The organism is Bacillota bacterium (genome assembly GCA_030019365.1).
GTDB lineage: Bacteria > Bacillota > Sulfobacillia > JACIYH01 > JACIYH01 > JACIYH01.
This window is the reverse complement of sequence record JASEFA010000010.1, coordinates 15765-42065: the sequence shown is the minus strand read 5'-3', so window position 1 is coordinate 42065 and position 26301 is coordinate 15765. Positions and strand designations below refer to the sequence as shown.

At 66.8% G+C, this 26301-nt stretch carries 24 protein-coding genes and 3 pseudogenes; 15 read left to right on the top strand and 12 right to left on the bottom strand.

Annotated elements, in window-relative coordinates; all coding sequences use genetic code 11:
- Positions 1 to 9 precede the first annotated feature (9 nt).
- Genes QME70_11985 through QME70_11975 form a run of 3 tightly spaced genes read left to right on the top strand, consistent with a single transcriptional unit; the run spans position 10 to position 2370 of the window.
- A complete protein-coding gene (locus tag QME70_11985; protein ID MDI6895294.1) occupies positions 10 to 300 on the top strand; it encodes a UxaA family hydrolase in 291 nt (96 codons plus the stop codon).
- Positions 297 to 1451, top strand: coding sequence for a UxaA family hydrolase (locus QME70_11980; protein ID MDI6895293.1), 1155 nt, complete (start codon positions 297 to 299; stop codon positions 1449 to 1451). Before QME70_11985 ends, QME70_11980 begins: the two co-directional genes overlap by 4 nt.
- Positions 1452 to 1500: 49 nt before the next feature.
- The gene (locus QME70_11975) at positions 1501 to 2370 is read left to right on the top strand and encodes a FadR/GntR family transcriptional regulator (GenBank protein ID MDI6895292.1); all 870 of its coding nucleotides are present in this window, start codon (positions 1501 to 1503) and stop codon (positions 2368 to 2370) included.
- A 47-nt stretch (positions 2371 to 2417) separates the two neighbouring features.
- Here the strand turns inward: QME70_11975 and QME70_11970 are convergent, their stop codons facing one another.
- Genes QME70_11970 through QME70_11960 form a run of 3 tightly spaced genes read right to left on the bottom strand, consistent with a single transcriptional unit; the run spans position 2418 to position 4627 of the window.
- Positions 2418 to 3083: a cobalamin-dependent protein gene (locus QME70_11970; protein MDI6895291.1), complete on the bottom strand. Its 666-nt coding sequence runs from the start codon at positions 3081 to 3083 to the stop codon at positions 2418 to 2420.
- 36 nt (positions 3084 to 3119) lie between these two features.
- On the bottom strand, positions 3120 to 3923 hold the full coding sequence (locus QME70_11965; GenBank protein MDI6895290.1) for a GntR family transcriptional regulator: 804 nt from the start codon (positions 3921 to 3923) through the stop codon (positions 3120 to 3122).
- A 17-nt stretch (positions 3924 to 3940) separates the two neighbouring features.
- Positions 3941 to 4627 (bottom strand): DUF1638 domain-containing protein, encoded by a 687-nt coding sequence (locus QME70_11960; GenBank protein MDI6895289.1) that lies wholly within the window; start codon positions 4625 to 4627, stop codon positions 3941 to 3943.
- Positions 4628 to 4762: 135 nt separating this feature from the next.
- Between QME70_11960 and QME70_11955 the strand changes: the two genes are divergently transcribed.
- Genes QME70_11955 through QME70_11940 form a run of 4 tightly spaced genes read left to right on the top strand, consistent with a single transcriptional unit; the run spans position 4763 to position 7510 of the window.
- A complete protein-coding gene (locus QME70_11955; protein ID MDI6895288.1) occupies positions 4763 to 5401 on the top strand; it encodes a corrinoid protein in 639 nt (212 codons plus the stop codon).
- Positions 5402 to 6547, top strand: a complete 1146-nt coding sequence (locus QME70_11950; GenBank protein MDI6895287.1) for a uroporphyrinogen decarboxylase family protein — start codon at positions 5402 to 5404, stop codon at positions 6545 to 6547. It abuts the gene before it with no gap.
- Positions 6540 to 7133: a GTP-binding protein gene (locus QME70_11945; GenBank protein MDI6895286.1), complete on the top strand. Its 594-nt coding sequence runs from the start codon at positions 6540 to 6542 to the stop codon at positions 7131 to 7133. The genes QME70_11950 and QME70_11945 overlap by 8 nt, the downstream gene beginning before the upstream one ends.
- Positions 7130 to 7510, top strand: a complete 381-nt coding sequence (locus QME70_11940) for a hypothetical protein (protein MDI6895285.1) — start codon at positions 7130 to 7132, stop codon at positions 7508 to 7510. The genes QME70_11945 and QME70_11940 overlap by 4 nt, the downstream gene beginning before the upstream one ends.
- Before the next feature lie 17 nt (positions 7511 to 7527).
- On the opposite strand, the gene QME70_11935 is transcribed toward QME70_11940, so the two are convergent.
- Positions 7528 to 7674, bottom strand: coding sequence for a GerMN domain-containing protein (locus QME70_11935; protein MDI6895284.1), 147 nt, complete (start codon positions 7672 to 7674; stop codon positions 7528 to 7530).
- A 421-nt stretch (positions 7675 to 8095) separates the two neighbouring features.
- Here QME70_11935 and QME70_11930 point away from each other — a divergent pair, with 421 nt between their 5' ends.
- From QME70_11930 to QME70_11910, 5 genes are all read left to right on the top strand, one after another.
- Positions 8096 to 8242, top strand: coding sequence for a DUF433 domain-containing protein (locus QME70_11930; protein ID MDI6895283.1), 147 nt, complete (start codon positions 8096 to 8098; stop codon positions 8240 to 8242).
- A gap of 29 nt (positions 8243 to 8271) precedes the next feature.
- Positions 8272 to 9438: a saccharopine dehydrogenase C-terminal domain-containing protein gene (locus QME70_11925; protein MDI6895282.1), complete on the top strand. Its 1167-nt coding sequence runs from the start codon at positions 8272 to 8274 to the stop codon at positions 9436 to 9438.
- A gap of 431 nt (positions 9439 to 9869) precedes the next feature.
- On the top strand, positions 9870 to 11084 hold the full coding sequence (locus tag QME70_11920; GenBank protein ID MDI6895281.1) for a branched-chain amino acid ABC transporter substrate-binding protein: 1215 nt from the start codon (positions 9870 to 9872) through the stop codon (positions 11082 to 11084).
- The gene (locus QME70_11915; GenBank protein MDI6895280.1) at positions 11084 to 11998 is read left to right on the top strand and encodes a branched-chain amino acid ABC transporter permease; all 915 of its coding nucleotides are present in this window, start codon (positions 11084 to 11086) and stop codon (positions 11996 to 11998) included. Before QME70_11920 ends, QME70_11915 begins: the two co-directional genes overlap by 1 nt.
- Positions 11995 to 14766 carry an ATP-binding cassette domain-containing protein gene (locus tag QME70_11910; protein MDI6895279.1) on the top strand — a complete coding sequence of 924 codons (2772 nt, stop codon included), beginning with the start codon at positions 11995 to 11997 and terminating at the stop codon, positions 14764 to 14766. The genes QME70_11915 and QME70_11910 overlap by 4 nt, the downstream gene beginning before the upstream one ends.
- Positions 14767 to 14782: 16 nt before the next feature.
- Here QME70_11910 and QME70_11905 read toward each other — a convergent pair whose 3' ends face one another.
- Positions 14783 to 15748 carry a hypothetical protein gene (locus QME70_11905; GenBank protein MDI6895278.1) on the bottom strand — a complete coding sequence of 322 codons (966 nt, stop codon included), beginning with the start codon at positions 15746 to 15748 and terminating at the stop codon, positions 14783 to 14785.
- Positions 15712 to 16734 carry a polysaccharide deacetylase family protein gene (locus tag QME70_11900; GenBank protein ID MDI6895277.1) on the bottom strand — a complete coding sequence of 341 codons (1023 nt, stop codon included), beginning with the start codon at positions 16732 to 16734 and terminating at the stop codon, positions 15712 to 15714. The genes QME70_11905 and QME70_11900 overlap by 37 nt, the downstream gene beginning before the upstream one ends.
- Before the next feature lie 112 nt (positions 16735 to 16846).
- On the opposite strand from QME70_11900, the pseudogene QME70_11895 reads away from it, so the two are divergent.
- From QME70_11895 to QME70_11885, 3 pseudogenes are all read left to right on the top strand, one after another.
- Positions 16847 to 17239 (top strand): annotated as a pseudogene (locus QME70_11895) (coenzyme F420-0:L-glutamate ligase).
- A 13-nt stretch (positions 17240 to 17252) separates the two neighbouring features.
- Positions 17253 to 17405, top strand: a pseudogene (locus tag QME70_11890) (helix-turn-helix domain-containing protein).
- A pseudogene (locus tag QME70_11885) lies at positions 17351 to 17623 on the top strand (hypothetical protein). The pseudogenes QME70_11890 and QME70_11885 overlap by 55 nt, the downstream one beginning before the upstream one ends.
- A 51-nt stretch (positions 17624 to 17674) precedes the next feature.
- Here the strand turns inward: QME70_11885 and QME70_11880 are convergent.
- The 6 genes from QME70_11880 to QME70_11855 all read right to left on the bottom strand — a co-directional run bounded on the left by QME70_11880 (position 17675) and on the right by QME70_11855 (position 26298).
- Positions 17675 to 19027 carry an aspartate aminotransferase family protein gene (locus QME70_11880; protein ID MDI6895276.1) on the bottom strand — a complete coding sequence of 451 codons (1353 nt, stop codon included), beginning with the start codon at positions 19025 to 19027 and terminating at the stop codon, positions 17675 to 17677.
- Entirely contained in the window at positions 18967 to 20139 is a 1173-nt protein-coding gene (locus QME70_11875; GenBank protein MDI6895275.1) for an amidohydrolase family protein, read from the bottom strand. The genes QME70_11880 and QME70_11875 overlap by 61 nt, the downstream gene beginning before the upstream one ends.
- Entirely contained in the window at positions 20136 to 21509 is a 1374-nt protein-coding gene (locus QME70_11870; GenBank protein MDI6895274.1) for an amino acid permease, read from the bottom strand. The genes QME70_11875 and QME70_11870 overlap by 4 nt, the downstream gene beginning before the upstream one ends.
- A gap of 21 nt (positions 21510 to 21530) precedes the next feature.
- Positions 21531 to 22865 (bottom strand): glutamine synthetase family protein, encoded by a 1335-nt coding sequence (locus tag QME70_11865; protein MDI6895273.1) that lies wholly within the window; start codon positions 22863 to 22865, stop codon positions 21531 to 21533.
- A gap of 64 nt (positions 22866 to 22929) precedes the next feature.
- Entirely contained in the window at positions 22930 to 24120 is a 1191-nt protein-coding gene (locus tag QME70_11860; GenBank protein MDI6895272.1) for a M20 family metallopeptidase, read from the bottom strand.
- 147 nt (positions 24121 to 24267) lie between these two features.
- Positions 24268 to 26298: a sigma 54-interacting transcriptional regulator gene (locus QME70_11855; GenBank protein ID MDI6895271.1), complete on the bottom strand. Its 2031-nt coding sequence runs from the start codon at positions 26296 to 26298 to the stop codon at positions 24268 to 24270.
- Positions 26299 to 26301: the final 3 nt, after the last annotated feature.

Below are 26301 nucleotides of genomic sequence, written 5' to 3'. Positions count from 1 at the left end.
GAGCGGTCCATGCAGCACAAGTTCCTGGTTCACGAGCCCGGCGACAGCGTGGGCGTGGCAGTGGCGGACATCAAGGCCGGGGAGAAGGTGACGGGGGTGTTTCTCAACGACCACCACTCCGGGGTAGAGGTGGTCGCGCAACAGGACATCCCCCTGGGACACAAGATCGCCCTGGTGCCCGTGGCCCGGGGGGACCGCGTGGTCAAGTACGGGGTGGCCATCGGGGTGGCGGAGCGACCCATCGTCCCTGGTGAGCACGTGCACGTACACAACCTGAAGAGCGCGAGGTGGGGCAGGTGAAGCGGACCTTCTGGGGATACCGCCGGCCGGGCGGGGGGGTGGGGACCCGCAACCACGTGGCCATCATCCCTCTCGACGACCTTTCCAACGCAGCCGCCGAGGCGGTGAGCAGGGTGATCCAGGGTACCATGGCCCTGGCCCACCCTTACGGGCGGCTGCAGTTCGGTGCGGACCTGGATCTCTTCTTCCGCACCATGATCAACGCGGGGCGGAACCCCAACATCGCCGCGGCGGTGGTGATCGGGATCGAGCCCAACTGGACGCGCCGGCTGGCCGATGGCATCGCCGAGACGGGCAAGCCTGTGGTCTGGTTTGCCATCGAGCGCAACGGAGACCTCTCCACCATCGAGAAGGCGTCCCGCAAGGCCAAGGAGTTGGTGCACTATGCCTCCGAGCTGCGTCGGGAAGAGGTGGATCTGTCGGAGATAGTGGTGAGCGTCAAGTGTGGCGAGTCGGACACCACCTCGGGGCTGGCCTCCAATCCGACGGTGGGGCGGGTGGTGGAGCGCCTGCTGGACGCGGGAGCCACCGTGCTGTTCGGTGAGACCTCCGAGATTACCGGGGGCGAGGACCTCGTGGCCGCGCGCATGAAGACGCCCGAACTGCAGGCGCAGTTCCTGCGGGTGTTCAACGACTACGTGGGGTTCATCGAGCGGGAGGAGGCGGACCTGCTGGGCTCGCAGCCCACTCAGGGGAACATCACGGGCGGGTTGACCACCATCGAGGAAAAGGCCATGGGGAATATCCAGAAGATCGGCCGCGCCCGCGTGGACGGGGTGCTGGAGCCGGCTCAGCTCCCTCCGGGCAGGGGACTCTACTTCATGGACACTTCTTCGGCCGGCGCGGAGGCGGTCACCCTTTTCGCGGCCGGGGGAGCGGTGGTGCACCTGTTCCCCACCGGGCAGGGCAACGTCGTGGGCAATCCCGTCCTGCCCGTGATCAAGCTGTCCGCCAACCCGGTCACCGTGGCCACCATGTCCGAACACATCGACGTGGACGTCTCCGGCCTGCTCACCCTGGAGAAGACTCTGGACGGGGCGGCCGACGACCTCATGGACATGCTCCTGCGCACGGCCAACGGTCGCCTGACGGCGGCCGAGGTGCTCGGTCACCGGGAGTTCGTGCTCACCAAGCTGTTCCGCAGTGCCTGAGGCCGGCGCCGCGCCCGGGCTGCAGAGCGCGCGTGTGGGGGGTGGGAAGGTGGGCAGGCGGAAGCCGGTGGATGCCGCCCGGTTTGGGCTGCTGAAGCAGCCCCGGCCCCTGTACGAGCAACTGGCGGAAGTCATCCGGCAGAAGGTGGCGGCGGGCGAACTGGGTCCCGGCGAGCGCCTGCCGGGGGAGTTGGAGTTGTCGTCGGCCCTGGGGGTGAGCAGGCCCTCGGTGCGCGAAGCGCTGAAGATCCTGCGCGCCCTGGGAGTGGTGTCCATCCGGCACGGAGACGGCGTCTACGTGACCTGTGCCGCGCCCGCGGAAATCTTGCGCCGGCTGACACCTGCCCCCGTGCTGCCGCCCGAGGGTCTGTACCACCTGTACGAAATCCGCAAAGTGCTGGAGTGCCAGGCAGCGGCGTGGGCGGCGCAGCGGGCCTCGGAAGCGGAGGTGGCCGGCCTGCGCGAGGTGGTGGGCGAAATGAAGGGGCTGGTGGAAGGTCCCGTGGTGGGTCCTTCCGGGCCGCCCCTGGACAGGCTGGAGCAGCTGGACAGCACCTTCCATCACCGTCTCACCCTGAGCACGGGCAACGCCGTGCTCATGGGGATCATGGACGGCATGATGGAGACGATCAGGGAGAGCCGGAGGTACAGCCTCAGTATCCCCGGGCGGGCCATCCAGTCGGTGTACGACCACGAGCGCGTTTTCGACGCGGTGGCGGCGCGCAAGCCCGTGGCTGCGGCCCGCGCCATGTTCGCCCACATCGGCGGCGTGCAGCGGTGTGTGTTCCGCGTCCACGTGCACGGACCCGCGGCGGGTGGGCCCCCCGCGGAGGAGACCGAGCGGGGCGGGGGTGCGGCCGGTGACTTCCTGCTGGTGCTCTCTGTGCGCGGGCCCGGCGTTCCCCGGGCCGAGGTATGACGCAGGGGCGGTTGCGCAAGCGCGGCCCCCCGGCGCGCGGACGTGCCTCACTCGGGATCCTGCTGACCTGGACGCAGCACGCGGGTGCACAGGGGGATGGCCTGGGCGGCGTCCCGCACCCAGGCGTCTGCCCCCACGTATTTCGCGACCCTGTCGTCGACCAGCCCCCCGATCATCACGAACACCCGATCGCGCAGGCCCTCCCGACACAGCAGCTCGACGGTGGTCTTCATGGAGTCGAACGCAGCGGTCACCAGCCCCGACATGCCCACGATCCTGGCCTGGCCGGTGCGCACCTGGCGCACGAATTCGTTGGGCGGGACGTCAATCCCCAGGTCGCGGACCTGGAAGCCATGCGAGCGCAACAAGGAAACGACGATGTTCTTGCCGATATCGTGGATATCACCGTGGACCGTCCCCACCGCGATGCTGGCGTCGGGCGCATCGCTTGGCTGTTCCCCCACCCACACCGGCCAGATGAGAGCCATGACCTCCCGGAACAGTTCCGCCGACATGACCAGGTCGCTGAGGAAATACTCGCCCCGGGCGTACTTTTCCCCCACCTCGGCCAACCCCTTGCGGCACTCTTCCACGATGTAGAGGGGAGAGCACCCGCGCCCCAAGAGCCTGCGCACGGCCTGCAGGGTACACTCCTCGTCCAGGTCGGCGATGGCACTGGCCAAGCTGGTAGCTTTCCTCGCGTGGGTGCCCATTCTTGTCCCCCCAGGTGTCTTCCGTCCGGGTTCCGGCTACCTCAGCAGCCGGGGCAGAGAAGTAAAGTAGTAGCGGTCGCCGCGATACACCAGCATTCCCCAGCCCACCAGCGACCCGTCGGCGGAATGGACGAACTGCTCCACCTGGAAGGTGGGGGAGTCCGGCTCGACCCCGAGCAGCGCCGCCTCCTCGCGGTTGCAGCGGGCTACCCGGACCACGAACCGGCTATCCGAGGGGAGGACGTCGGAGTGCCGGGCCACCACAGCCGGTAGGTTCATGTACTCAAGCTCCGCCTCCAGGACGGGTTGCCCGCGGTCGTACCGCAGGTACTTCCTGTCGTAGACCATGGGCTCGTCGTCGGCGTACAGCAACCGCCTCACAAACAACACCCGGCGACCGGGGTCGAGGTTGAGCTTGCTTGCCACGTCGGCGGGTGCCCGCATCACCTTGGCTTCCAGCAGGCGGCAGGAGGGGCGCAGTCCGCGCGCCCGCATGTCTTCGGCGAACTCGGGCAGGCTGAAGGTGGCGTGTTCCAGGGGTGGCTGGTTGACGAAAGTGCCCCTGCCCTGGCTGGCGGTGACCAGGCCCAGCCGGGCCAGTTTCTCAATGCCCTTTCTGACCGTCATGCGGCTGATACCGAACATACGGACGAGTTCAGCCTCGGGTGGTAGCATGTCCCCGGGCCCGAAGTCGCCGCTGCGCACGTGACGTTCTATGATCTGGGCCAGCTGGTAGTACGGGGGCACGAAGGAACTCCGGTCGATGCGCTCCCGGGCGATCGCCTCCCAGCTGTTCCTCGTGCGTCCGCTTGTTTCTCCCTGCTCCTTCAACGCCGCCACCCCGGACCGTCCGCCCATCAGTTGCACGGAGCCTGTATGAGGAAGTCCAGCACCGACGTGGTCTTCCCCGCGGGGAAGGTGATGGTCCTGGGGTCGCGTTTTCCCCGGACCAGGTTCGCGAGGAGTCTCAGGTCGGCCGGGCGGCGGTGGAATTCCAGGTCGAAGGTTCCGGCGAACGACTGTGCCCTGCACGCAAAACACTCCTCCTCCGCCAGCCCGGCTTCGATGTACACCAGGCGGCGGTAGTTGCCGATGAGGGAGCGAAAGACCCTCCTGGCGCCGTCCGGGCCGCGCCGCTCCACGCAGCGCTCGTATTCGGCCACGATGTTGTCAGGGCAGTCCAGCCACCCCTTGGACAGGTAGTAGGTCCCGGGGCACTCGCCAGCCTGCTGGCGGTATGATTCCTGCGATCCTAGCAGGAGGGCCAGGCAGTCGTCCACGCGCGGCAGGACGAGGGCGCCCTGCTTCACCACCAGGTCGCTGGCTGCCCCGCCGCACAGACCCATGGCGAGGACCACGCAGTCCGCCGGGTTATCTTCGATCAGTTGTTGCAGGTAGTCGTGCAGGCGGGGCGGGGACCGGTGCAGCTTGCTGTCGACCAGGTGGAGTGGAACGCGGCCCCCGGCAAGCACCGAAACCACCTCGGCCAGAGGTTGGCAGGTGATCACCAGGTCCGGCTCCCGTTTGGCCACACCGCGGCCCATGTGCCATTACCTCCAGGTTCATCATTCTCTGGCTGCTGGTGTGGTTCCTCTCGCGCCCCGGACGGCAGGGGCAGGCAGGAAAAGTGCAGGGTCTTGAAGAATAGAAGCATAAACGTCTAGACGAGTGCATGGGAGGTGGACGACTTGAGTGGTGGCTTGGCGCTGGCGCTGGCGGATCTGAGGGAGGAAGACGTGCTGCGGCTGGTCAAAGAGGGTGCGGAGGCGGGCGCCGACCCGTGGGCCCTGGTGGGCGATCTGCGCCGCGGCATCAGCCAGGTGGGGGACCGTTTCGAAAAGGGCGAGTACTTCGTTTCCGAGCTCATCATGGCGGCCGATATCTTCAAGCAGGTCATGGTGGTACTGGAACCGCTGCTGGCGGGAAAGCGAGAGGCGCCGCTGGGACGTGTGGTCATGGCTACGGTGAAGGGGGACATCCACGACATAGGGAAGAACATCGTGAGCATGATCCTTTCCGCCAACGGCTTTGAGGTCTTCGACCTGGGGGTGGACGTCCCTCCGGAGCGCATTGTCAGCGCCCTGCAGGAGACGGGAGCCACCGTGCTCGGCCTCTCCGCGCTACTTACGGTGTCGTTCGATCCCATGAAAGAGACCATCCATGCGCTCGAGCAGGCCCGGTTGAGGGACAGGGTGAAGGTGATGATCGGCGGCGGCCCGGTCAACGAGAAGGTGCGGGCGTACACGGGGGCCGACGGCGTGGGTTACGACGCCCAGGATGCGGTGGCCCTTGCCAGGCAGTTTCTGGGGGTGAAGTGAATGACGGAGAACATGACCGCAGAGGAGAGGGTCAGGCGGGCGGTTAGTCTCCAGGAGCCCGACCGGGTCCCGGTGATCCTGGCCATGGATTCCTTCGCCGCCAGGCAGAAAGGCATGTCGCTGGCGGAGTTCACCAGCGATTACGACCGGGCGCGGGACACCATCATCGAGGTGTGGAAGGGTTTCGGCGCCGACGGCGTCCTGGCGCCCAGCCCGGCCACTCCCTTCCTGTTCACCCTGCTCTGGGGCACGCGTGTGAAGGTGCCGGGGAAGGAGTTCCCCGACCAGTGGTTGTGGCAGCTCGACGAGAGCCAGCCCTTCATGCAGGTGGAGGATTACGACCTGGTGGTGCAGAAGGGCTTCAATCACTTCCTGGTGACGCTGGGCTGCCGGATTCTGCAGATGAGCCCAGGTGACGTGGTGGGCCGCCTGCAGTGGCATGTGGAGAAATCGGCGGAAGACGTACGCAAGTGGCGGGAGGCCGGTGCCTTCGTGCTGTGTGCCTCCGCTGCGCCCATGCCCTTTGACAGCTTTTCCGGAGCGCGTACCTTCCACCAGTTCATCCTCGACCTGTATCGCTACCCCGACAAGGTGCAGGCGGCCATCGAGGCGTCGGTGCCCGACGTGGTGGAATCGGCCAAGCTGGCGGTGAAGGTGACCGGCATCCCGGGAGTATTCCTCGGAGCTACCCGGGCCTGTGGCGGGCTGGTGAACCTGAAGATCTTCGAGCGGTTCTTCCTCCCCTCGCTGAAGCAGGTAGTGGAGGCCCTGGTAGCGGACGGAATCACGCCGCTGCTGCACTTCGACCAGGACTGGACCAAGAACCTGCCCTACTTCCGGGAGCTGCCCCGGGCCAAGTGCATCCTCCACCTGGACGGCTTCACCGACATCTTCAAGGCCAAGGAGATCCTCGGGGATCACATGTGCCTCAAGGGCGACGTGCACCCCACCATGCTGGTGCTGGGTAGCATGGAAGAGGTTGAGGACTACACGCGGCAATTGATCGACCGGGTGGGCCGGGGAGGGGGCTTCATCCTCAGCCAGGGGTGCGACATTCCCCCCGACGCCAGGCCGGAGAACGTGCGGGCCATGGTGGAAACTGCCCGCACTTACGGGGTGTACGGGCGGAACGGAGGCGGTGACTGAACTGAGACTGCTTGTGCTGTCCGGGTTCCTGGGGGCGGGCAAGACCACCCTGCTGCTCGCAATGGTGGGGCGGCTTCGCGCCCGCCCCCTCCGCATGGTCATCATCGAAAACGAAGTGGGTGAAGTGGGCATCGACGGCCAGTACCTGCAGCGCGAGGGGCTCGAGGTGCGGGAGTTGTACGCCGGATGCGTTTGCTGCACCCTCGCCGCGGACCTGGTGGTCACGCTGGGGAAGGTCCGGGACGCCTTCTCTCCCGACCTGGTGATGGTTGAGGCCACGGGGATCGCCCTGCCGGGCGACATCGTGCGCACGGTAAGGCGGTGGACCGACGGCGGTGACGTCCGCGTGCTCACCGTGGTCGATGCCCCGCGATACGCTCTTTTGCGGGAGGCCGTAGGTCCCCTGGTGACGGCCCAGATCGAGGCGGCGGATGTGGTGGCGGTGAACAAGATCGACGAAGTCGACCCTGCCGCGGTGGACAGGGTGGTGGATGAGGTGGCCTCCCTGAACGCCAACGCGGTAGTGGTGCCGGTTTCGGCCGAGAAAGGTCTGCACCTCGACTTGCTCCTGGAGGCGCTGGCATGACCCGGGCGGTCGACGGCCGGCACCCCGCGGTGTGGGCCGGCAGGGTCTCGTTTCCGCTTCCTGCTCCGGTGCCGCCCCAACGGTTGAGGGCGGCGGTGGAGGAGTTCGTGGCTCATCTGTTGGGTTGGTTGCGGCGGCAGGGCTGCCCTCTTGTAGGCCACATCAAAGGCCTTCTGGATACGGACGCGGGCATGCTGGGTTTCAGCGTGACTTCTCTGGAGGAGAGGGTGCGCTGGCGGGGGAATGTCACCGGTGCGGTCGCTGCGGTTACCGTCACCCTGAACGCCATCGTGTACGGCGTGCCCGAGGAACTGCTCGCGGAGGCGGTGAAGGAGGGGCTGCGCACCTACCTGGGTGCTCCTGGGGCGGCACGATAGGGCGGTCGGTGCCGCCGTCAGCGTTTGATGAGCCTCTCGTTCCTGGTCAGCGGCCGGCTCACGTCCGCGTGCCCCGCCAGCGATTCCACCTTACGGCCCTCGACCAGGATTTGCACCTGGCGTATGTCCGGAAACTCGGTGAGCGTGTTGACGATGGCGGCCACGCCCGGAGGGCTGCCGCGGGAAGGTTTTCCCCCCGGGGCACTGTCCGGGTGATCGGCACCAGCAGGTCCTGGCCGCGCGCCCGCAGGTAAATGGTGACCTTCGTGCCCTGCAACTCCCTGGTGAGCGTGCCGCTAAGAACGTTCCTACCCGCTTCAGCGGGACCACCCCCTCGGAGCTACTCTGTGCCCCCAACTGGAGGCCATCTGTAACCTAGTTTGCCCGAGGGTGGGTCGGGGGCCCGGCCCCGGAGCAACTGAACAAGCGCACGCCCTTTGCCAGCTCCTCGGGGAGCAGAAATCCTGTCGCAAGTGCAGACCCGGGCGAGGCAAGCGGTGAAGGGTCCCGTCCATGGGTGGAACGAGGCGCGCGCCGTGGTACAATCGTAGCGGGACCCCCCGGGCTCGGGAGGAGGTACGGCAAGTGAAACTGTTCGACCGAATTGCGGTTGACCCCAAGGTGTGCGGGGGAAAGCCGTGCACCCGCTACCTTCGCTATCCGGTGTCACGCCTGCCGGGTCTTCTGGGGGCAGGGGAGACGCGCGAGAGCATTCTCCAGGGGTACCCCTAGGGCACGGCCGTTTGGAGGGAGAGTAGCCGATGGCGAAGGTACTGGTGCTGGGTGCGGGGCTCATGGGCCCCGCCATTGCGAGCGACTTGCTGAAACACGGGACCGCTGAGCACGTGGTTATCGCAGACATCGACCCCGTCCGCGTTGGGGAAGTGGTACGTCGCGTTGGCCGCGACCGCTGCGAGGGTATGGTCCTCGACATCTGGAACCGGCGGGCACTGGTGGACGCCATGCGGGGGGCGGACGTGGTAGCGGGCGCCTACCCCGTGGCGGCGGTCGCCCGGGTGACGGAGGCGGCCATAGAGGCCGGGGTGTCACTGGCGGACCTGACCGGCTCAGCGGAAGGTTTCGACATCTTCGCTTATCACGACCGGGCCGCCAGGGCAGGGGTGACGCTGCTGCCAGGGTGCGGGGTGGCACCCGGGCTCACGAACGCCCTGGTGGGGCAGGGGGCGGCCAGGCTCGACCGTGCTCTGGAAGGCGTCGTTTACGTGGGAGGACTCCCTCTGCATCCGCGTCCGCCGCTCGAATACCGGCTGGTGTTCTCCATCGACACGGTGATCGACGAGTACGTGGCCCCCGCCCTCGTCGTCAGGGACGGGCGCGTTGTGGAGGCGCAGGCCCTGGACGGCCTGGAGGAGGTCACCTTCCCCGAGCCGGTGGGCGCCTGCGAGGCCTTCTACACGTACGGGCTGGGGACGCTCGCCCGCACGGGGGTCCAGATGGGGTTCCGGGAACTGGCGGAGAAGACCGTGCGCTACCGCGGTCATCGGGATAAGGTGGCCTTTCTGCGCGACTGCGGCTTCTTCTCCCGGGAACCCGTGCGGGTGGACGGCGTGGAGGTGGTGCCGAGGCGCTTCACGGGGGCGCTGCTGGCGCCCCTGCTTCAGCAGGGTGATGAGGCCGATGTCACCGCCGTGCGTGTGGTGGTCCGGGGGGAGAGCCAGGGAAAGCGGGCCTCATGGACGTTTGAGATGGTCGACTTTTGCGACGTGGAGAGCCGGGTGACGTCCATGGCCCGGACCACGGGGTACACCTGCTCCATCCTGGTGGGTATGCTCCTGCGCGGCCGGATCAGCACGCCCGGGGTGGCCCCGCTGGAGAAGGTGTTCGCGGACGCCGCCGTGTATGAGGAGTTGCGCGACGAGCTGGGCAACCGTGGCATGAGCATAAAGGAGCGGTTCGAGGAAGGGTAAGGGGTGGGGGGCCAGACTCGTGGCTCCTCACCCCAGGCTCTACCCCTTGACAGGGGGCTCGGCACCTGCTAGATTAACTGCAAACCAGTAGCAAGCTCGATGAGCGGGGAGAGTAGCCGGGCATTATGCGCAGCGAGCCGGCGGGGGTGTGAGGCCGGTGCAGAGTTGCCCGAGTGAATGGGCCCGGGAGAGGCGACGCGAACGCCCGTAGAGCGGCCGACGGCGCACACGCAGCCGGGAGGCGGGGCCGGGGCAAGTAGCGATTGACGGATTCCCCCGTTAGCGGGATAGGGTATCGGACCGGAGGCGGTCCTGTACCTGATGCGAGTGGGGTCCGGCATGGGAGCCGGGCTCAAGAAGGGTGGCACCGCGGAAGCGAAGGCCTTTCGTCCCGGACGAAAGGCCTTCAATTTTTCTGGGGGGTGAGCGCGATGAGAAGAAGGGGGAAGCTGCCGGGGGCGGGTGGGGCGGTACTGGCGCTGATGCTGGTCCTCGCCCTGGCGGCGACGGCGTGTGCTTCCCGGACTCCGGCCGGTCAGGGTGGCCAGGGAGAGGGAGCACGCGCGGTGATCCGCATCGGGGCGGCGGGCCCCTATACGGGGGACCTGTCCAAGATCGGTCTTGACTCGCTGAACGCCATCCGCATGGCGGTGGAAGAGGCAAACCGGGCCGGCGGGGTGAATGGATCTCAGATCGAGGTGACGGTGGGCGACGACGCCGGCGATGCCGCCCAGGCCACCCTGGTGGCCCAGAAGTTCGCCGCCGACCCCGGAGTGGTGGGGGTGGTGGGGCCCATGAACTCCAACTGTGTGAACGGGGCCCTCCCCATCTACGAGAAGGCGGGCCTGGTCATCATCAGCCAGTCGGCCACCAACCCCGCCCTGACCGAGCAGGGCTACCGGGTCATGTTCCGGGTGTGCCCGCGGGACGATGCTCAGGGGCCGGCGGCCGCCCGGTTCATCAGCGAAGAGCTGAAGGTGGGCAAGGTCTACATGATCGATGACAAGGGAACGTACGGCCAGGGCCTGGCAGACCAGGTGGAGGCCGCCCTGAAGAAGCTCGGCGTCGCCGTGACGCGGGGTCAGATCGCTCCCACTGACCGGGACTTCTCCGCCATCCTCACCCGGGTGCGGGCGGAGGCTCCCGATCTGGTGTACCTGGCCCTGCCCAACCCCGCCCAGGCAGCAAGCCTGGTTATCCAGGCCCGCTCCATGAAGATGCGGACGAAGTTCATGGGCGGTGACGGCCTCAAGGAGAAGGATCAGCTCATCAAAGGCTCCCAGGGTGCCGCCGAAGGCTTCTACGTCACCGCCATCGGCAAGGATGTCAGGGAGGTACCGGAGGCGCAGAGCTTCGTAAAGGCTTTCGAGGAGAAGTACGGAGCTATGAGCATCTTCTCCGGCCAGAGCTACGAAGCCACCAGCATCCTCATTGCCGCCATCCGCAGGGCCGGGGTGAAGGACGGCAAGGTGGATCGGGGTGCGGTCCGGGACGCGGTGGCATCCACCCGCGATTTCCGCGGCATCCTGGGCTTCCCGGTCAGCTTCGACGGCAAGGGGGACGTGGTGGGCGGAAGCATCTACGTCCTCCAGGTGCAGGGTCCCGACTTCAAGGAGGTCAAGGCCTACCCCATAGGCGGCAAGTAGTGTCTTTCCTCACGCAGGTGCCGCAGCAGGTCATCAACGGCATCACCCTGGGGTCGGTATACGGGCTCATCGCCATTGGGTACTCCATGGTGTACGGTACCCTGGGTATGCTCAACTTCGCCCACGGAGACGTGTTCATGGTGGGGGCCTTTGGTGGTTGGGTGGCCATGGGCCTCCTCCTTCCCCACCTGAGCGGGCCCGTGCTTCTCTTTCCGGTGCTGGTGGCAGCGGCACTGGTGGCGGCCACGCTGGGCGTGGCCGTGGAACGTTTCGCTTATCGTCCCCTGCGGCGGGCATCGCGGCTGGCCCCCCTGATTGCCGCCCTGGGGGTATCCATGCTGCTGCAGAACACGGTCATGCTCGCCACCGGGGGCCGGGCCAAGACCTACCTGACCTCGGCCATCATCTCCCCCGACGCGGGGATCGACCTGGGGGGGACCTTCGTATCCTTCCTCAGACTGGGGGTGGTGGTCGTGGCCGCCCTGTTCATGCTCGCACTGGATTATACCGTGCGGCACACTTACACGGGGAAGGCCATGCGCGCCGTGGCGGAAGACCCGGAGGCGGCCGCCTGGGCGGGAGTCTCGGTGAACCGGGTGGTGGTGGCCGCTTTCCTGCTGGGGTCCCTGCTCGCCGGCGCCGGAGGAGTCATGGTGGGGCTGCTTTACACCCAGATCGACTTCTACATGGGTTTCTCGGCGGGCATGAAGGCTTTCACGGCCTGTGTCCTGGGCGGCATCGGCAACCTGCACGGAGCCATGGCGGGGGGAGTGGTGCTGGGATTGCTGGAGAGCCTTGGGGTTGCCTTCGTGTCCCCGGTTTACCGGGACGTCATCGCTTTCTCGCTGCTGATCCTGACCCTCCTCTTGCGGCCGGAAGGGATTCTCGGGAGGGCGAGGGGGCAGAGGGCATGAGGCGGGTGCGGATGCGATCTCTTCTCCAGGGATGGGGTCTGCTGCGCCAGCTTCCCCGGGGATGGGCCCTACCCGGCCTGCTGGCACTGCTTCTGGCCTTTCCTCTCCTGGACGGGAGCCCGTACCACCTGAGGGTGGCCACCTCCGTCGCCCTGTACGTTACCCTGGTGCTGGGCCTCAACGTGGTGGTGGGCCAGGCGGGGTTGCTCGACCTGGGGTACGTCGGATTCTACGCCATCGGCGCCTATACCTGTGCCCTGCTGGCGTCACCGCACCTGGGGGTGCACCTGGGTTTCTGGGTGATCGTCCCGGTGGCCATGGGGCTGACCGCCCTGGCCGGGGTGATGCTGGGATTTCCCGTGCTGCGGCTGCGCGGTGACTACCTGGCGGTGGTGACCCTGGGGTTCGGCGAGATCATACGCATCCTCCTCACCAACCTGGACCGCCCCGTCAACCTGACCAATGGACCCAACGGCATCATCCGCATCGATTCTCCCTCTCTGCTCGGGCACCCCGTGGACGGGGTAAGGTCCTGGTACTATCTCATGGCTGCCCTGGCGATCCTCACCTATGCCGGGTACTGCCTCCTGGACCGTTCCCGGGCGGGCCTGGCCTGGAAGGGCCTGCGGGATGACGAACTGGGAGCCATGGCCTGCGGCATCGACCCGGTGAAGTACAGGCTGGGTGCCTTCGCCGCCGGTGCCGCCATCGCCGGCGTGGCAGGTGTCTTCTTTGCCTCCTGGCAGGGAGCCGTATTCCCCCAGACCTTCTCCATGACGGAGATCGTGACGATCTTCTGCATGGCCGTGCTGGGCGGGGTGGGCAACCCGGCCGGTGCCGTGGTGGGGGCGGTGGTGCTGGTGGTGCTCCCCGAACTGCTGCGGGGGTACGCCTCCTACCGCATGGTTATCTACGGGGTGCTGCTGGTGGGTCTCATGCAGGCGCGGCCCCACGGTCTCATCCCCGCCCGCCCCCACATCCCCACGCGCCCGCCCGGTTTCACGCGTGCCCGCCCTCGTGTCCCCGCCCGCCGCGGCCTCATGCCCGTCATCCCTCCCCGGCGGCCGGATAGCGGGGCCGGGGAGGGCGACATCGTACTGACCGTGGAGGGGATCAGGAAGCGGTTCGGAGGCGTGGTGGCCCTGGACGGTGTCTCCCTGCAGTTGCGGCGGGGAGAGGTGCTGGCGGTAATCGGTCCCAACGGGGCCGGGAAGAGCACCCTGGTGGACGTGATCTCGGGATACCTGAAGCCCGACAGCGGGCGAGTGCGGGTGACTCTGGACGGGCGACCCGAACCCGTGGCGCTGGACGGACTGCCGCCGCACCGGCGTGCGGGCCTGGGACTCATCAGGAGCTTCCAGAATCCGCGGCTGTTTCTTTCCCTCACGCCGGCCGCGAATCTGGCCGCCGGGGAGTTTGCCCTGCGCGGGGCCGGACGTCTGGGTGGAAACACGCGCGCACGTCCCGACGGGCGTCTCCGTGGAGACTGCGGTGCCCGGCCGGACGACCGTCTCTGTGGGGAGACGTGTGTACGATCGGGCGATGAGGCGGGCCCTGCCCTGTTACCCAGTCTGCGGGTAGAGGCCGATGGGGCCGGGGCGGCCACTGCGGCGGCCCTCACCTATGCCGACCGCCGCAAGCTGGAGGTGCTGCGCGCTGTGGCCGGGGCGCCGCGGGTTCTGCTGCTCGACGAACCGGCAGCGGGCATGACGGAGCAGGAGGTGGACGAACTCTGTGCGGCGGTGGGGACACTGGCTGCCTCGGGCGTGCCCATTCTGCTCATCGAGCACCGCATGGAAGTGGTCAGGCGGGTTGCCCACCGGGTGCTCGCCATGGCAGAAGGTCGCGTACTGGTGGAGGGACCGCCCGGGCAGGTGCTTTCTCATCCCGAGGTGGCCCGCTCGTACCTGGGCCGGGAGGGAGGTGTTGTCGCTCAACCAGAGCCACGTCGCGCCCACCCCGAGCCGCGTCCCACCCACCCCGAGCCGCGTCCCACCCAACCAGAGCCGCTGCCCGTGGCCCCAGGCATGGGGGAGGATAGCGGCAAGCGGGAGGGACAAACGCCGCCCGTACTGGAAGTATCCGGGCTGACGGCGGGGTACGGCAGCCGGCCGGTGCTGCAGGGGGTGGACCTGCGGGTCCGGGAGGGCGATCTGGTGTGCCTGCTGGGGGCCAACGGTGCCGGCAAGAGCACACTGCTCAGGGCGATCTTCGGGTCCGCGCGCGTTTTCACCGGTGAGATCGCGCTGGCGGGTAGGCGCGTGGTGGGCTGGCGGCCGGAGGAGATCGTGCGGGCAGGGGCGGCCCTGGTGCCGGAGGGCAGGCGCATCTTCGGGCGACTCACGGTGAGAGAGAACCTGGAGCTGGGGGCGGGTCGGATGCAGGCGCAGGAAGTTGCGCAGGCGTTGGAAAGGGTGCTGGAGTTGTTTCCCCGCCTGAAGGAAAGGCTGCAGCAGACCGCGGGGAGCCTGTCGGGAGGGGAACAGCAGATGCTGGCCCTGGCCAGGGCCCTGATCGGGCGGCCCAGGCTCCTGTGCCTGGACGAACCCACCATGGGATTGAGCCCGGCCCTGGCAGTTGCGGTGCTGGAGCATGTGCGGGAAATCAACGCCCGGGGTACCGCCGTGTTGCTGGTGGAGCAGGCGGCGCGGATGGTGGCTTCCTGGGGCGTGACCTGCTACGTTCTCAAGGAAGGCAGGGTAGCGTACCGGGGGAAGCTGGACACTCCCGATCTTCTCGCCGACGTTGAACTCGTCTACCTGCGCTGACCCAGCCGGGCCTGGCTCAGCCTTGTGCCTCGAAGCGCAGGCGGGGCAGCGCCTGCGCCCTGGCCAGCGGGTCATACCGGTTGAGCACGGCCTCCGGTCCCCCGCGCAGCGTACGGTCCCAGTCCTCATCCGGTATACTCCTGCGCAAGGTCTCAAAGATGAAAGCGCCCACCGTGCCGCCCACGTGCCCCTCGCCGTCTTCGCCCTGCCAGAGGTCGTCGCGCGCGGGTGATGCACCCGTCCTCGCCTGGTCCAGGGCTTCCTGGAACACCGCAAAGCAGTACTCGATGTCCGGGCGGTAGCGTCGTCCCAGGGTGGCGAACCTGGCCAGCCCCTCCAGGTAGAGCAGTTCGCCCATCTGGCGCATGGTCTCGGGCAGTTTCATCCACCGGGCTTCAGGCTGCGGATGGTCACCTCTCCAGTACAGGTAGACACCGGCGTGATCCATCTCGTGAGCGGCCACCACACGCAAGTCGCCGGGGTCGCTCAGGAAGAACAGGTCCAGGGCGACTTCGACCACCGACCCCGATACCCGTGCCTCGCCGTCGAACAGGCCTGCCCCCAGGAGCATGAGGAACACCCGGATCTCTCCGTCCAGTTCGTGCCGCCAGGGAAGGTGGTGGAAGGCCAGCTGACGCGCCCGCTCCAGCCACGAGAGATCCGCGGTGACATCGCGGAGGCGTTCACCCAGGTGCTTACGATGTTCCCGGATGCGGTCCAGGTTCAGGCCGGGCAGGCCGGAGGGTTCGCCCTGCGCGAAGCGGAGCAGGGCGGCACGCAGGTCGCCCGCCTTGATACGCTCGGCTTCCATGACCATTTCGGTTGTAGGATGATGGAGCAGGAGGGTTACCAGCTCTTCCGCACCGTGCCTCCGCTCGGGCAATTCAGGTGCCCCGGCACTGCCTGCCAGGCTGAGTATGGCGCAGGCCGCCTCCGGCGTCAAAGTCACCCTGATCCCCGCGGCTTCTTCCTGCCGATCCACCGAGATCGTACCTCCTTCCGGCGCGACGTCACGCTGTCCACCGAGCAGCCTGCCCCAGGTAGGATTCGGCCGAGCTCGGGGAGTTTGCCCGGCCCGAAGAGCAGCAGGGCGATGGGCAGCGGTTCCCCCAGCACGAAGTGCCTCCAGGCGAACCAGGGGGTGTGGGGGAAGACCAGGACCCTGGGCAGGGCGTAGCGTTGGAGGTCGGGTGGCAGGCTGGGGCCGGGCCGGGTGGCGAACCCCAGGCGGAACCCCGCCTGATGCGCCAGGCGGGCGGTCTCGGCGGTATATGCGCCGTAGGGGTAGGCCAGCGCGGTGGGGAGGTAGCCCAGGTGTGCGAAGATGGCGCGTCGGGAAGCCTCCAGGTCGGCGAGCACCTGTGCAGGGGGTGAGCGGACCAGGGCGGGGGCGGGGAAGGGGCGCCCTGGCAGGTAGCGGTGCATGTCGTGGGTGTGGCTTTCGAAGTCGACCAGGCCGCTTTGGTACATGGCACGGATCTGGGACCAGGTGAGGTAGGTGACGGCGGCCGGGTCGGGATCAGGCGGGCTCTTGCCCACCAGCGAGGTGATGAGGAAGACGGTGGCGGGGAACCGGTACTTTTTGAGGACGGGGAAGGCGTAGCGGTAGACGCTCTCGTAGCCGTCGTCGAAGGTGATCATCACCGTCCTGGGCGGGATGGCCTGCTTGCGGTCGAGCATGTTCTCGAACCGGGTGAGGGTTATGACGTGGTACCCGTGGGAGGCGAGGTACTGCATGTGGGCGGCGAAGTCTTCCGCGGGGAGGATAGCTCCGTTGAGTTTTCGGGCCGGGTTAAGGAACCGCTCGGGCACCAGGTGGTGGTAGACCAGGCAGCGGGCGTGCTGCGGCTGAGCCGATGCCAGGAAACAAGGGCGGGAGAGGAGGCCCAGGCCCCCCGCGGCCAGGGCGGTGATCGTGAGCCAGACAGGGAGGGTGAGCTTTCCTGTCCAGAACCGTAGCCGGCGCATCAGTGACACGGGATCGCCTCCCGCCTGGTGGCAGGAGCATAATAGTTCTGTTCTGGCCTGGGGTCAACGGCAGCGCCGCACGTGGTGGGGGAGGGCGCGTTTCCCGACGAGGATGGCCAGGCAAGTGTCTGTTTGGGGCCTGACCGGGCTGCCGGAGGTGCAGCCCGGGGACGACCTGGCGCGGCTGCTCGTCGACGCCGCGGTGGCCGAGGGCGTCGCGATTGAGGATGGCGACGTGGTGGTGGTGACGTCCAAGGTTGTCTCCAAGGCCGAGGGTCGGGTGGTGCTGCGGGAGAGCGTGAGGGCGGGGCGGGCGGCGCGGGGCATGGCACGGGCGACGGGCAAGGACCCTCGCGAGGTGCAGGTGATACTGGACTTGTGTCGGGGTGTGGTGGGCGTGATTCCCCTGGGGCTGGCACTGAGGCACATGGGGACGGCACCCTTCTGGGGGGAACCCGGGCGGGTGAGAGAAGCCATCAGCAAAGAGGGTACGCTGCTCATGACGGTCATGCCCGGAGGTGGCCTGGCCACCGACGCCGGGGTGGACTGCTCCAACGTTCCCGAACCTCAGGCGGGCCCGGGGACCGGCGACCGGGTCCGAGCTGGCACGCCGCCTGGGTGGGAGCCGGCAGGCGATCGTGCAGGACATTGCCCTCCTGCGCGCTCGAGGTGGCCCGGGCGCGCCTGCACGAAAAGGGCTACCTTCTGGATAACGGGGGTTAGCCCGGGGCAGGGCCCGCGCCTGGATGTCGAACCGCGACCCGCTCTGGATGTCGTCCTGCTGGTAGAGCAGGTGGCGCGGGCGATGCGGCGTGGGGCGCCACCTGCTATGTGCTTCGGGGGGCAGAGTGGCCTACCGGCGCAAACTGGATGCACCGGAACTCCTTAAGTCGTAAGGAACTGGAAGTCCTGTACCTGCACTGACCAGGGATGGGCTTTCTCACCAGCCAGCGTACCTGGCTACCTTCTCATCGGGTACCCGGCCAGCAATCACATCGTCCAGGGCGCGCGCCAGCAGGCGCACGCCCTGGTCTGCCTCATCCGCGGTGAGGGTGAGCGGTGGCGTGATCTCGATTACATTGGAATGGATGCCCACGTAAAAGACCACGAGGCCCAGCTCGAAGCACCGGTACACCACCTTGGCGGTCTCGCGCGTTGCCGGCTCTCTGGTAACCAGGTCCCGCACCAGTTCGACGCCGATGATGAGTCCCTTCCCCCGCACGTCGCCGATCAGTGGGCAGCGGGACTGCAGGTCTTCCAGGGAGGACTTGAGCCGGGCACCCACCCGGGCAGCGTTCTCGGCCAGCCTCTCCTGCTCGATGATATCTATTGTGGCGAGGGCGGCGGCGCATCCCACCGGGTGCCCACCGGTGGTGAAAAGGTGGGTAGCCACGCCCGCGTCCAGGATTTCCTTTCTCGCCACAACGGCGCTGAGGGGGAATCCCGAGGCGATGGGCTTGGCCATGGTCACGGCGTCCGGGACCACGCCGGAGTGTTCAAAGGCGAACATGCGCCCCGTGCGGCCGAAACCCACTTTCACCTCGTCCGTGACGAGGCGGATGTCGCAGCGTTGGCATAATTCGGCCAGGGCGGGGAGGAAGTCGTCGGGCGGTACCACGTCGCCACCGTCGCTCTGAATGGCTTCCACCACCACGGCGGCGGTGTCGCCGGGTGGGCAGATCGTCTTGAACACGTAATCTTCTATGAAGCGCAGGCAGAAGAGGCCGCATCCCGGATGTTCCTTGCCGAAGGGGCAGCGGTAACAGTACGGGTAGGGAACCTTGACCACGGCCCCCGACCCCGGGAACCGGGCCTGGGCGCTGTGACCCGACAGGGAAAGCGAGCCTCCGGTCTGGCCGTGGTACGCTCCCACGAAGGACAGGAGCCGGGGACGCCCGGTGGCCAGCGGCAGCATCTTGGCGATGCAATCGTTGGCATCGGATCCCGACAGGCCGAACCAGCATCGCTTTTGGAACCTCCCCGGCACCAGGCGACACAGTCTCTCGGCCAGCCGGACGCTGGGTTCCGTCACCACGCTGGTAAAAGAGGCGAATGTAATCTTATCCAGTTTGGCCTTGACCGCCTCCACCACCCTGGGGTGACCGTATCCCGTGTTCGCCACTGCCCACCCGGCAGTGAAGTCCAGGTACTCACGGCCGTCCACGTCCCACAGACGGGCGCCGCGGGCGCGATCCACGACCAGCGGGAAGAACCTTATCTTAATCGCCGTGCCTACTGCCCGTTCTTCCCGGGCGATGAGTGCGCGGCTGACTTCACCTGGTGGCTCGAGCATCGGAACACCCTCCTGGCGTTGTCCGTAAGGATGCTGCGCAAGGCGAATTGGGCGAAGGCCGCCCGCACGAAGCCTTCATCCACCATATCGCTCCAGAAGGCCGCCAGGGCCCGCCGGGTGAGGATGGCCCCCAGCCATGCCACCTCGGGTACGGCAAAGCCGTCGGAGCCGTGCATGACCTTTTCTGCAGGCGCCAGGTGCAGGATTTCCTCGAGGAAGAGCCTGACCCCCGCCCCCGCATAGGGGGATACAAGAGAGGTGTCCAGGTATACGTTATCGAGAACCCTGACCATGAAAGCTGCCTGGCGGCACCAGGGGTAACCGGCGTGGACGAGGACCACGGGGACCTCATGGTAGGGGTCGGTGGTGAGGACGTCGTACAGGAGCTCGGGTCGTGCCACGTCCAGCTTGATCTCCGAATCCCCGGCTCCCGTATGGATGGTCATTGGCTTGCCGTACTGCTGGCACATTTCCATGGCCTGGAGCAGGCACCAGTCGCGCAGGGGCTTGAGTTCCTGGGGAACGCCAACCCGGCGGGCGAAGGACCGGCGGGCGTCGTCCTCCCCGCAGATGGCAACGGCCAAGCCAGTGCGGTAGGCGATTATGGACTTGAGGCCCGCGCAGTCGGGTCGGGAGAGTGCAGCGGCCAGCCCTTCCAGGTAGCGCGTGCGGAAGGACGCAAAGTCGGAGCACTCTCCCAGCAGCTTCTGGATGAGGGGTTCGATGCGGAAGATCTCCGCCACCTGGACCCCGGTCATTTCCCGCCAGTAGGCGGGAGAGAGTGGGGGTTGTGGGTAGCCGAAGTCAACCACCATGCCCCCGATGCCGGCATCCTGCATCAGGAGCCGGGTGTAGTCACCCGGGTCGCCCAGGCGCCGCCCGCGCTCGGCCATCACGGTGTCGGGGTCTGGCTCGCACCGGAACAGGCGTGCCAGCTGCAACAACATGTGCTCTTCCATGATCCCCTTAGCTGCCCGCGGCTTCTGGCCCGGGCGGGGCACGGTGAGGCTGTATGAGCGGCAAAAGTCGGCCCAGCTGTGCGGTCCGGGTTGCGGGCACGGGTGGCAGTGGGCGTCGATCACCGGATAGGAACTCTCGATCAGCGAGTTCACGCTGCCGCACCGCCTTGGGGCGGGGTCACGCGATAGCTCTTGCGGCCGCGCACGTACAACCGGAAGTACACCCACAGTCCCACGATCCAGGCCAGGCCCCAGAGGAGGGCTTGCGGAGCCCCCACGAACGTGCCCCACAGCACCACGGCCATGCCCGCGATGCCCACGATGGGCAGGAGCGGATACAGGGGTTGCCGCCAGGGGAGTTTCTGGATCTCCTGTGGGAACCTCGACCTGAAGAGCATGGCCCCCACCACGGCCAGGAACCACGACACCAGCCAGGCCAGCACGAGCTGCAAGGAGAGGTGCACGTATATCAGGTCGGGGTTGCGGACTCCGAGCAGGATGAGCAACACCGATACGGCCCAGATGAAGATGATCCCCCACACGGGTGTGCGGGTGCGTGGGTGGAGGTAGCCGAAAAAGGCAGGCAGGTAGCCCTGATGTGCTTGCTCCCAGAAGACCCGGGAGGTGGAGTAGAGGGTTCCCATGTGCAGGCAGGTGGCTGCCGCCAGCCAGGCCGCCAGGTTAATCACGAAGGCGCCGGCGTATCCGAATGCCACGCCCGCGGCCTTGGTGAAGGGTGATTGCTCCATGGTTACCTCCGTCCAGGGGACGATGCCGAGGGCGACCAGATGGGCGGCGGTGTAGAGCACGAGGAAGGTTATGCTCGACCAGACGAGCCCCCGCGGGAGGTCGATGGGCTTTCGGCACTCGCTCCCGGCGGTGGCCAGGGTGACGGCACCCATGTAGGCGTAAGTCCCCAGGGGGACGGCGGCCAGGAAACCGGAGAAGCCGGTGGGGAACCAGGGGGAGAAGTTGGCGGGATTGACGCTGCGCGCCCCGAACAGGGCAAAGGCAGTCATGAGCGCCACCAGTGCCACGGTCATCCAGAGCTGTACCTTCCCCGACAGCCCCACGCCGGCGATGTTGAAGAGCGCAAACAGGGTCAGCCAGCCCACTCCGAAGATGATGGTCCAGAGCTGCTGATCCAGTTGGGGGAAGAACCAGGTGGTGATGCGACCGATGGCGAGGCCCACGCTTCCCCCGGCTATCACCCAGCCCAGGGCGAAGGCGAACCCGGACAGGAAACCCCACCAGTCGCCCATGAAACGCTGCACCCACACTGACATGGCACCGGCCCTGGGCATGCCCACGGCCAGTTCACCCAGGGCTATCATGAGGCAGGCGAGGAATACCCCTGCCAGAAGGTACGAAAACAGCGATCCCGGTCCGGCGGTGGCGATACCCTGGCCAATCAGCAGGAAGATGCCGTCGCCCACCACCGCCCCCACTCCGATGGCCCATATCTCCCAGAAACCCAGGTTCCGTAAAGGCTCGACTTCGAGGACTTCGGCTCTCTTGGACATGAGTACACCTCCCGGGTCGGATCAGAAGAGTTCCGCGAAGTGTTTGACTTCCCACTCGGAAACCTGCCGGTGGTACTCCTCCCACTGGAACCGTTTGAGCATCACGTACTCGTCGTGCATGACGGGGCCGAAAACGTCCCGGAGGAAGGTGCTCGCCTCCAGGTTGTCGACGGCTTCACCCAGGTTGCGTGGCAGCCGCCGGATGCCGCGACGCTGGCGCTCCTCAGCCGGCAGGTCGTGAGGGTCGGTGAGCGCCGGTTCGCCGGGGTCGAGCTTCCCCCTCACCCCGTCCATGCCTGCTGCCACCACCGCCGCCAGGGCCAGGTACGGGTTGGCGGAGCCGTCGATGGGTTTGAACTCCAGGTTGGTGGTTTCCGCCTCCCGTCCTTTCTGCGCAGACACGATCCGCACCGCTGCTTCCCGGTTGTCGGGTCCGTAGCAGGTGTAGGCGGAGGCCCAGTTGTGCGGTACGATGCGCTTGTACGATGTGACGCACGCGGCGGTGAAGGGGAGCAAGGCGGGCAGGTGGTGCAGCACACCCCCTATGAAATGGCGGGCCAGCTGCGAGATGCCGAGGGGATCATTGCCGTCGTAAAAGACGTTCCGCCCGTCCTTCCAGAGACTGATGTGCAGGTGGGACCCGCTCCCGGCCAGGCCGGGGAAGGGCTTGGGCATAAAAGACGCGATGACGCCGTGGTTGGCCGCCACGCCCCTGATCGTCTCTTTGAAGATCACCTGGTTGTCGGCGGCCTTCAGCCCCGTGTCGTACCTGATTATCACTTCCTGCTGGCCCGGCCCGTACTCCGGGTAATACTTCTCAACCACCAGGCCAACGGCGGAAAGGGCATCTACCAGGTCGAGGACTATTGGTTCTGCACTTTTCATCCCCGCGGTGGCGAAGCACACGCTGCTGTCGAAGGGGACGTACCCCTGGTCGCGACGGTGCATCAGGTAAAACTCATTCTCGAATGCCGCCCTGACCTCGTACTCCACGTCCGCCAGGACTCTCTTGAGGGCGGTGCGCGGGCACACCTCGAGGGGCCGGTGGTCTGTGGTGACGAAATCGCATATCATGGCCGCCTGGAGCCGGGCGTAGGGCAGGATGTGGAAGGTGGCCGGGTCCGGCACCGCCCGGATCTCGCCCACACAGCCGTACCTGGTCCCGGGTACCAGGGTGTCCAGAGCGCTGAAAGTGGGCATGCACGCTGCGAAAGCGTGCCCCGACTCCATGTCACCTTCGAGGCGATCCCGGTGACACGTGTATCCCCGAGTGACACCATCGCAGTCCACATAAAGGAAGCGCACGAGGAGCACATCGTTCTCCCTAACCGAGCGTAAGATTTCGTCTTTTGTCAAACACTCCACCTCCTCGGAATCAAAAGAGGTTTGGTCATCCGTCCCGTGGTCCTGCCTGGTGCTCTCACCTCCCCGTCCAGGTGAGAAGGAGATAGGATAGGCTGGCTGCGGCCAGCGGCAAGACCCCCTCGTCGAAATCGAAGGCCGGGTGGTGGAGGGGGTGGACGAACCCCTTGTCTTCATCCCTGGTGCCGATCCTCACGTAAGTGGAGGGTACCGCTTGAGCAAAGCGGGAGAAGTCTTCGGAGCCCATGGACGGCTCAGCCAATCGCCTCACCCGTCCGGCACCCCACATCTCGGCGAGATGTTCTTCGGCGAAGGCGGTTATCCTTTCGTCGCACACCAGGGGCGGTTCATTCTCGCCCTCGGTGAGTTCCCCTTCCACGCCGTGGGAAAAGCGCAGCCCGGCCAGGATCTCGCGCATGCGCCGCAGAGCAAATGCCATCACGTCATCGGACAGGGCTCGCATCGTCCCTTCCAGGCGCATCTCCCCGGGGACCACGTTGGGGGCGGATCCCCCGCTGATGCGCCCGAAGGTGATCACCAGTGGCGTGAGGGGGTTATGGGAGCGCGAGTTGAGTGCCAAGACCGCGTCCACGAAGGAGGCGAGGGCGGGGACCGGATCTACGGCGAGGTGAGGGTAAGCGGCATGCCCGCTCTTGCCCCGGAGCAGGACCGTGAAATCGGTGCTCCCGGCGGTCATTACGCCGTACCTGACGCCGAAATGCTCGTTGGGGAGTTCGGGATAGAGATGAAAACCCAGCATGGCGCCCACGGGGGGATCCAGGAGTACCCCCTGCTGGATCATCAGCTTCGCCCCGCCGGGGTGCTCCTCTCCCGGCTGAAATATCAGTTTGACGGGGGAGAGCAGGTGGGTCCGGTGACGGGAAAGGATTTCTGCCACGCCCAAACCGATGGCCACGTGCCCGTCGTGACCACAGGCATGGGCCGCCCCGGGAGTGGCTGATGCGTAAGGGGCGCCAGTGGCCTCCTGGATCGGCAACGCGTCCATGTCCACCCGCAACCCGACTGCCGGGACGGCACCGCCCCCTGTCGGCCGCAGTACCGCGCTGACGCCCGTGCGTGCCCATCCCTGGCTGACCTCCCAGCCCAGAACCCGCAGGTGTTCGACCACCTTCCCGGCAGTGCGGTGGCAATCCAGCCCCAGTTCGGGGTGGCGATGGAAATCGCGGCGCCAGTCGGTGAGGTGGTCTACCATGTCCATTGCTTCCTCGATAAATGTCTGCGACAGCAAGTTCCCCACACCCCTCGGGAGGGTTTGACCGCAAATCCCGTGCCAGATCGCGCAGGCCTTCACTCGTGCTCACTGGCGCGGGATTGACAGTGCCCGCGTGGCGCCGCGAACGCCCATCGGGCCACTCCCTTTTTATCCCGATGCTCCCTATGACGGCAATGACGCAGAGGCCAACAATTCTCTCCCCGCAGACGTGAGGCGCGTCCCATTGCGCCCGCGCCCGATGCTGACCAGGCCCGCTCTCTCCAGCTGCTTCAGGAGGAGCCGGAGTTCGTGCTCGCTGAGGCCCAGCCCCGACTGGGCCAGGGTGCGCCGGCCCAGCCGGCGACCGCTGCTTTCGGCTTCGCCGAGGAGACCGAGCACCTTTATCACCCGCGGATCGCCCTGCAAGGCAGTCGCCGTCGGGGTGCCGAGCACGGCGGCTTTGATGGGTTCGGGCAAATCTCTGGCGGAGGGATCGCCTTCCACCACGTTGACCAGGTATTCGATGCAGTTCTCCAGTTCCCGGACGTTGCCCGGCCAGTCGTAACGCTGGAAAGCGTCCATGATTTCGCGGGCGATCTTCGTGGCCGCCTTGTGGGTCCGCAGGAAGTACTCTACCAGAGGAGCGATGTCCGCTTTTCTTTCCCTCAGGGGCGGCACGTACAGGGGCAGTACGTTAAGACGGTAGTAAAGGTCGGAGCGGAAGAGGCCCTGTGCCACCAGCTGGCGGAGGTCCCGGTTACTGGCGGCGATTACCCGCACATCCACGGGTATAACGCGGGTCCCCCCAACGCGCACTATCTCCTTTTGCTGCAGCACCCGCAGCAGGCGGGCCTGCAACTGGGGCGGCATGTCTCCGATCTCGTCCAGGAATATGGTGCCCCGGTGGGCCTCCTCGAAGAACCCGGGTTTACCTCCGCGCCGCGCCCCCGTGAAGGCGCCTTCCTCATACCCGAACAGCTCGCTTTCGAGCAGAGACTCCGGCAGGGCCGCGCAGTTGACGGCCAGGAAGGGAAAATTGCGCCGGGGCGAGGCGTTGTGGATGGCATGGGCCAGCAATTCCTTGCCCGTGCCGCTTTCCCCCAGGATGAGCACGGCCCCCGACCCGGCGGCCATCCTTTGGGCCTGCCTCACCACCGCGCGGATGGCCGGGCTTTCCCCCTCGATGTCAGAAAACGTGTACCGGGCCACGTGGCCCTTCGACCGCAACTCGGCGCGCAGTCGCGTTTCTAGCTGCTCGATCTCGCTGGCCTCGCGCAGGGTGATGACACCGCCCAGCACCCGACCCTCCCTCTCGAGCGGCGCCTTGCTCACCACCAGGTTCTTGCCCGTGTGGCGGACGACCACATCCTCGACGTGTACCCCCTGCCCGAGCACGTCGCCGACGTCGACCTCCGGTATCACCTCGGCCACGGGGGTTCCCAGGACGGAGATGGCCTTTCGACCCATGATCTGCTCCGCCCGCCGGTTTAATAGTGTGACCCTACCCTCCCGGTCAAACGCCACCACCCCGTCCCGCACCAGGCTCAACACGTGCTCGAGCTGGGTGCGCATGTCGGCCAGCCGTCCCAGTGTGGCCCAGAGGCCGGGACTGCGGGGGATGGTCCGGGACATGTGGTTCGAGACCAGCCTGTTGGCTGCTTCATCGAACAGCCCGAACTTGGTGAGGATGTCCACTACAGTGGTCCCGTCCACCACCCGGTCGCCGATGTCCAGGATCCTCACCCCCGGCGGGACGAGTTGAGGCTCGCCCGGCGTGATGGCCAGGTCCAGGTGGGGAGGCTCGTGCATCCCGGGGTACACCGGCACCAGTTCCAGGTGCTTGGCCCCTAGCTCGTACAGGAGGGCGACGGTCTCCGCCGCCGACAACTGGTCCTCGTTCACCACCATGGCCCTGGTGCCCGGGGGGAGGGCCATGAGCCGTTCCCACGAATCCCGGCGGATGGTGCGCCTCACCACCAGGATGTCCGTCCCCCGAGCCACCTGCCTGGCCACGTCGCTGGTCAACTCCACCGAGGACACCAGGACCAGGGGGTAGCCCCCCAGGTGGGGCAGTCCCTTCTGGAAAGAGAAGCAATCGATGGGCACCCGGTCGCCGGCGAGGCGTCTGATCTGTTCCCCGATGACCTGGCTGGTGCGCTGCCGGAAAGCCACCAGCGCCACCGCAGGTGGGAACGGCTTACCCGATGAAGCCATTCG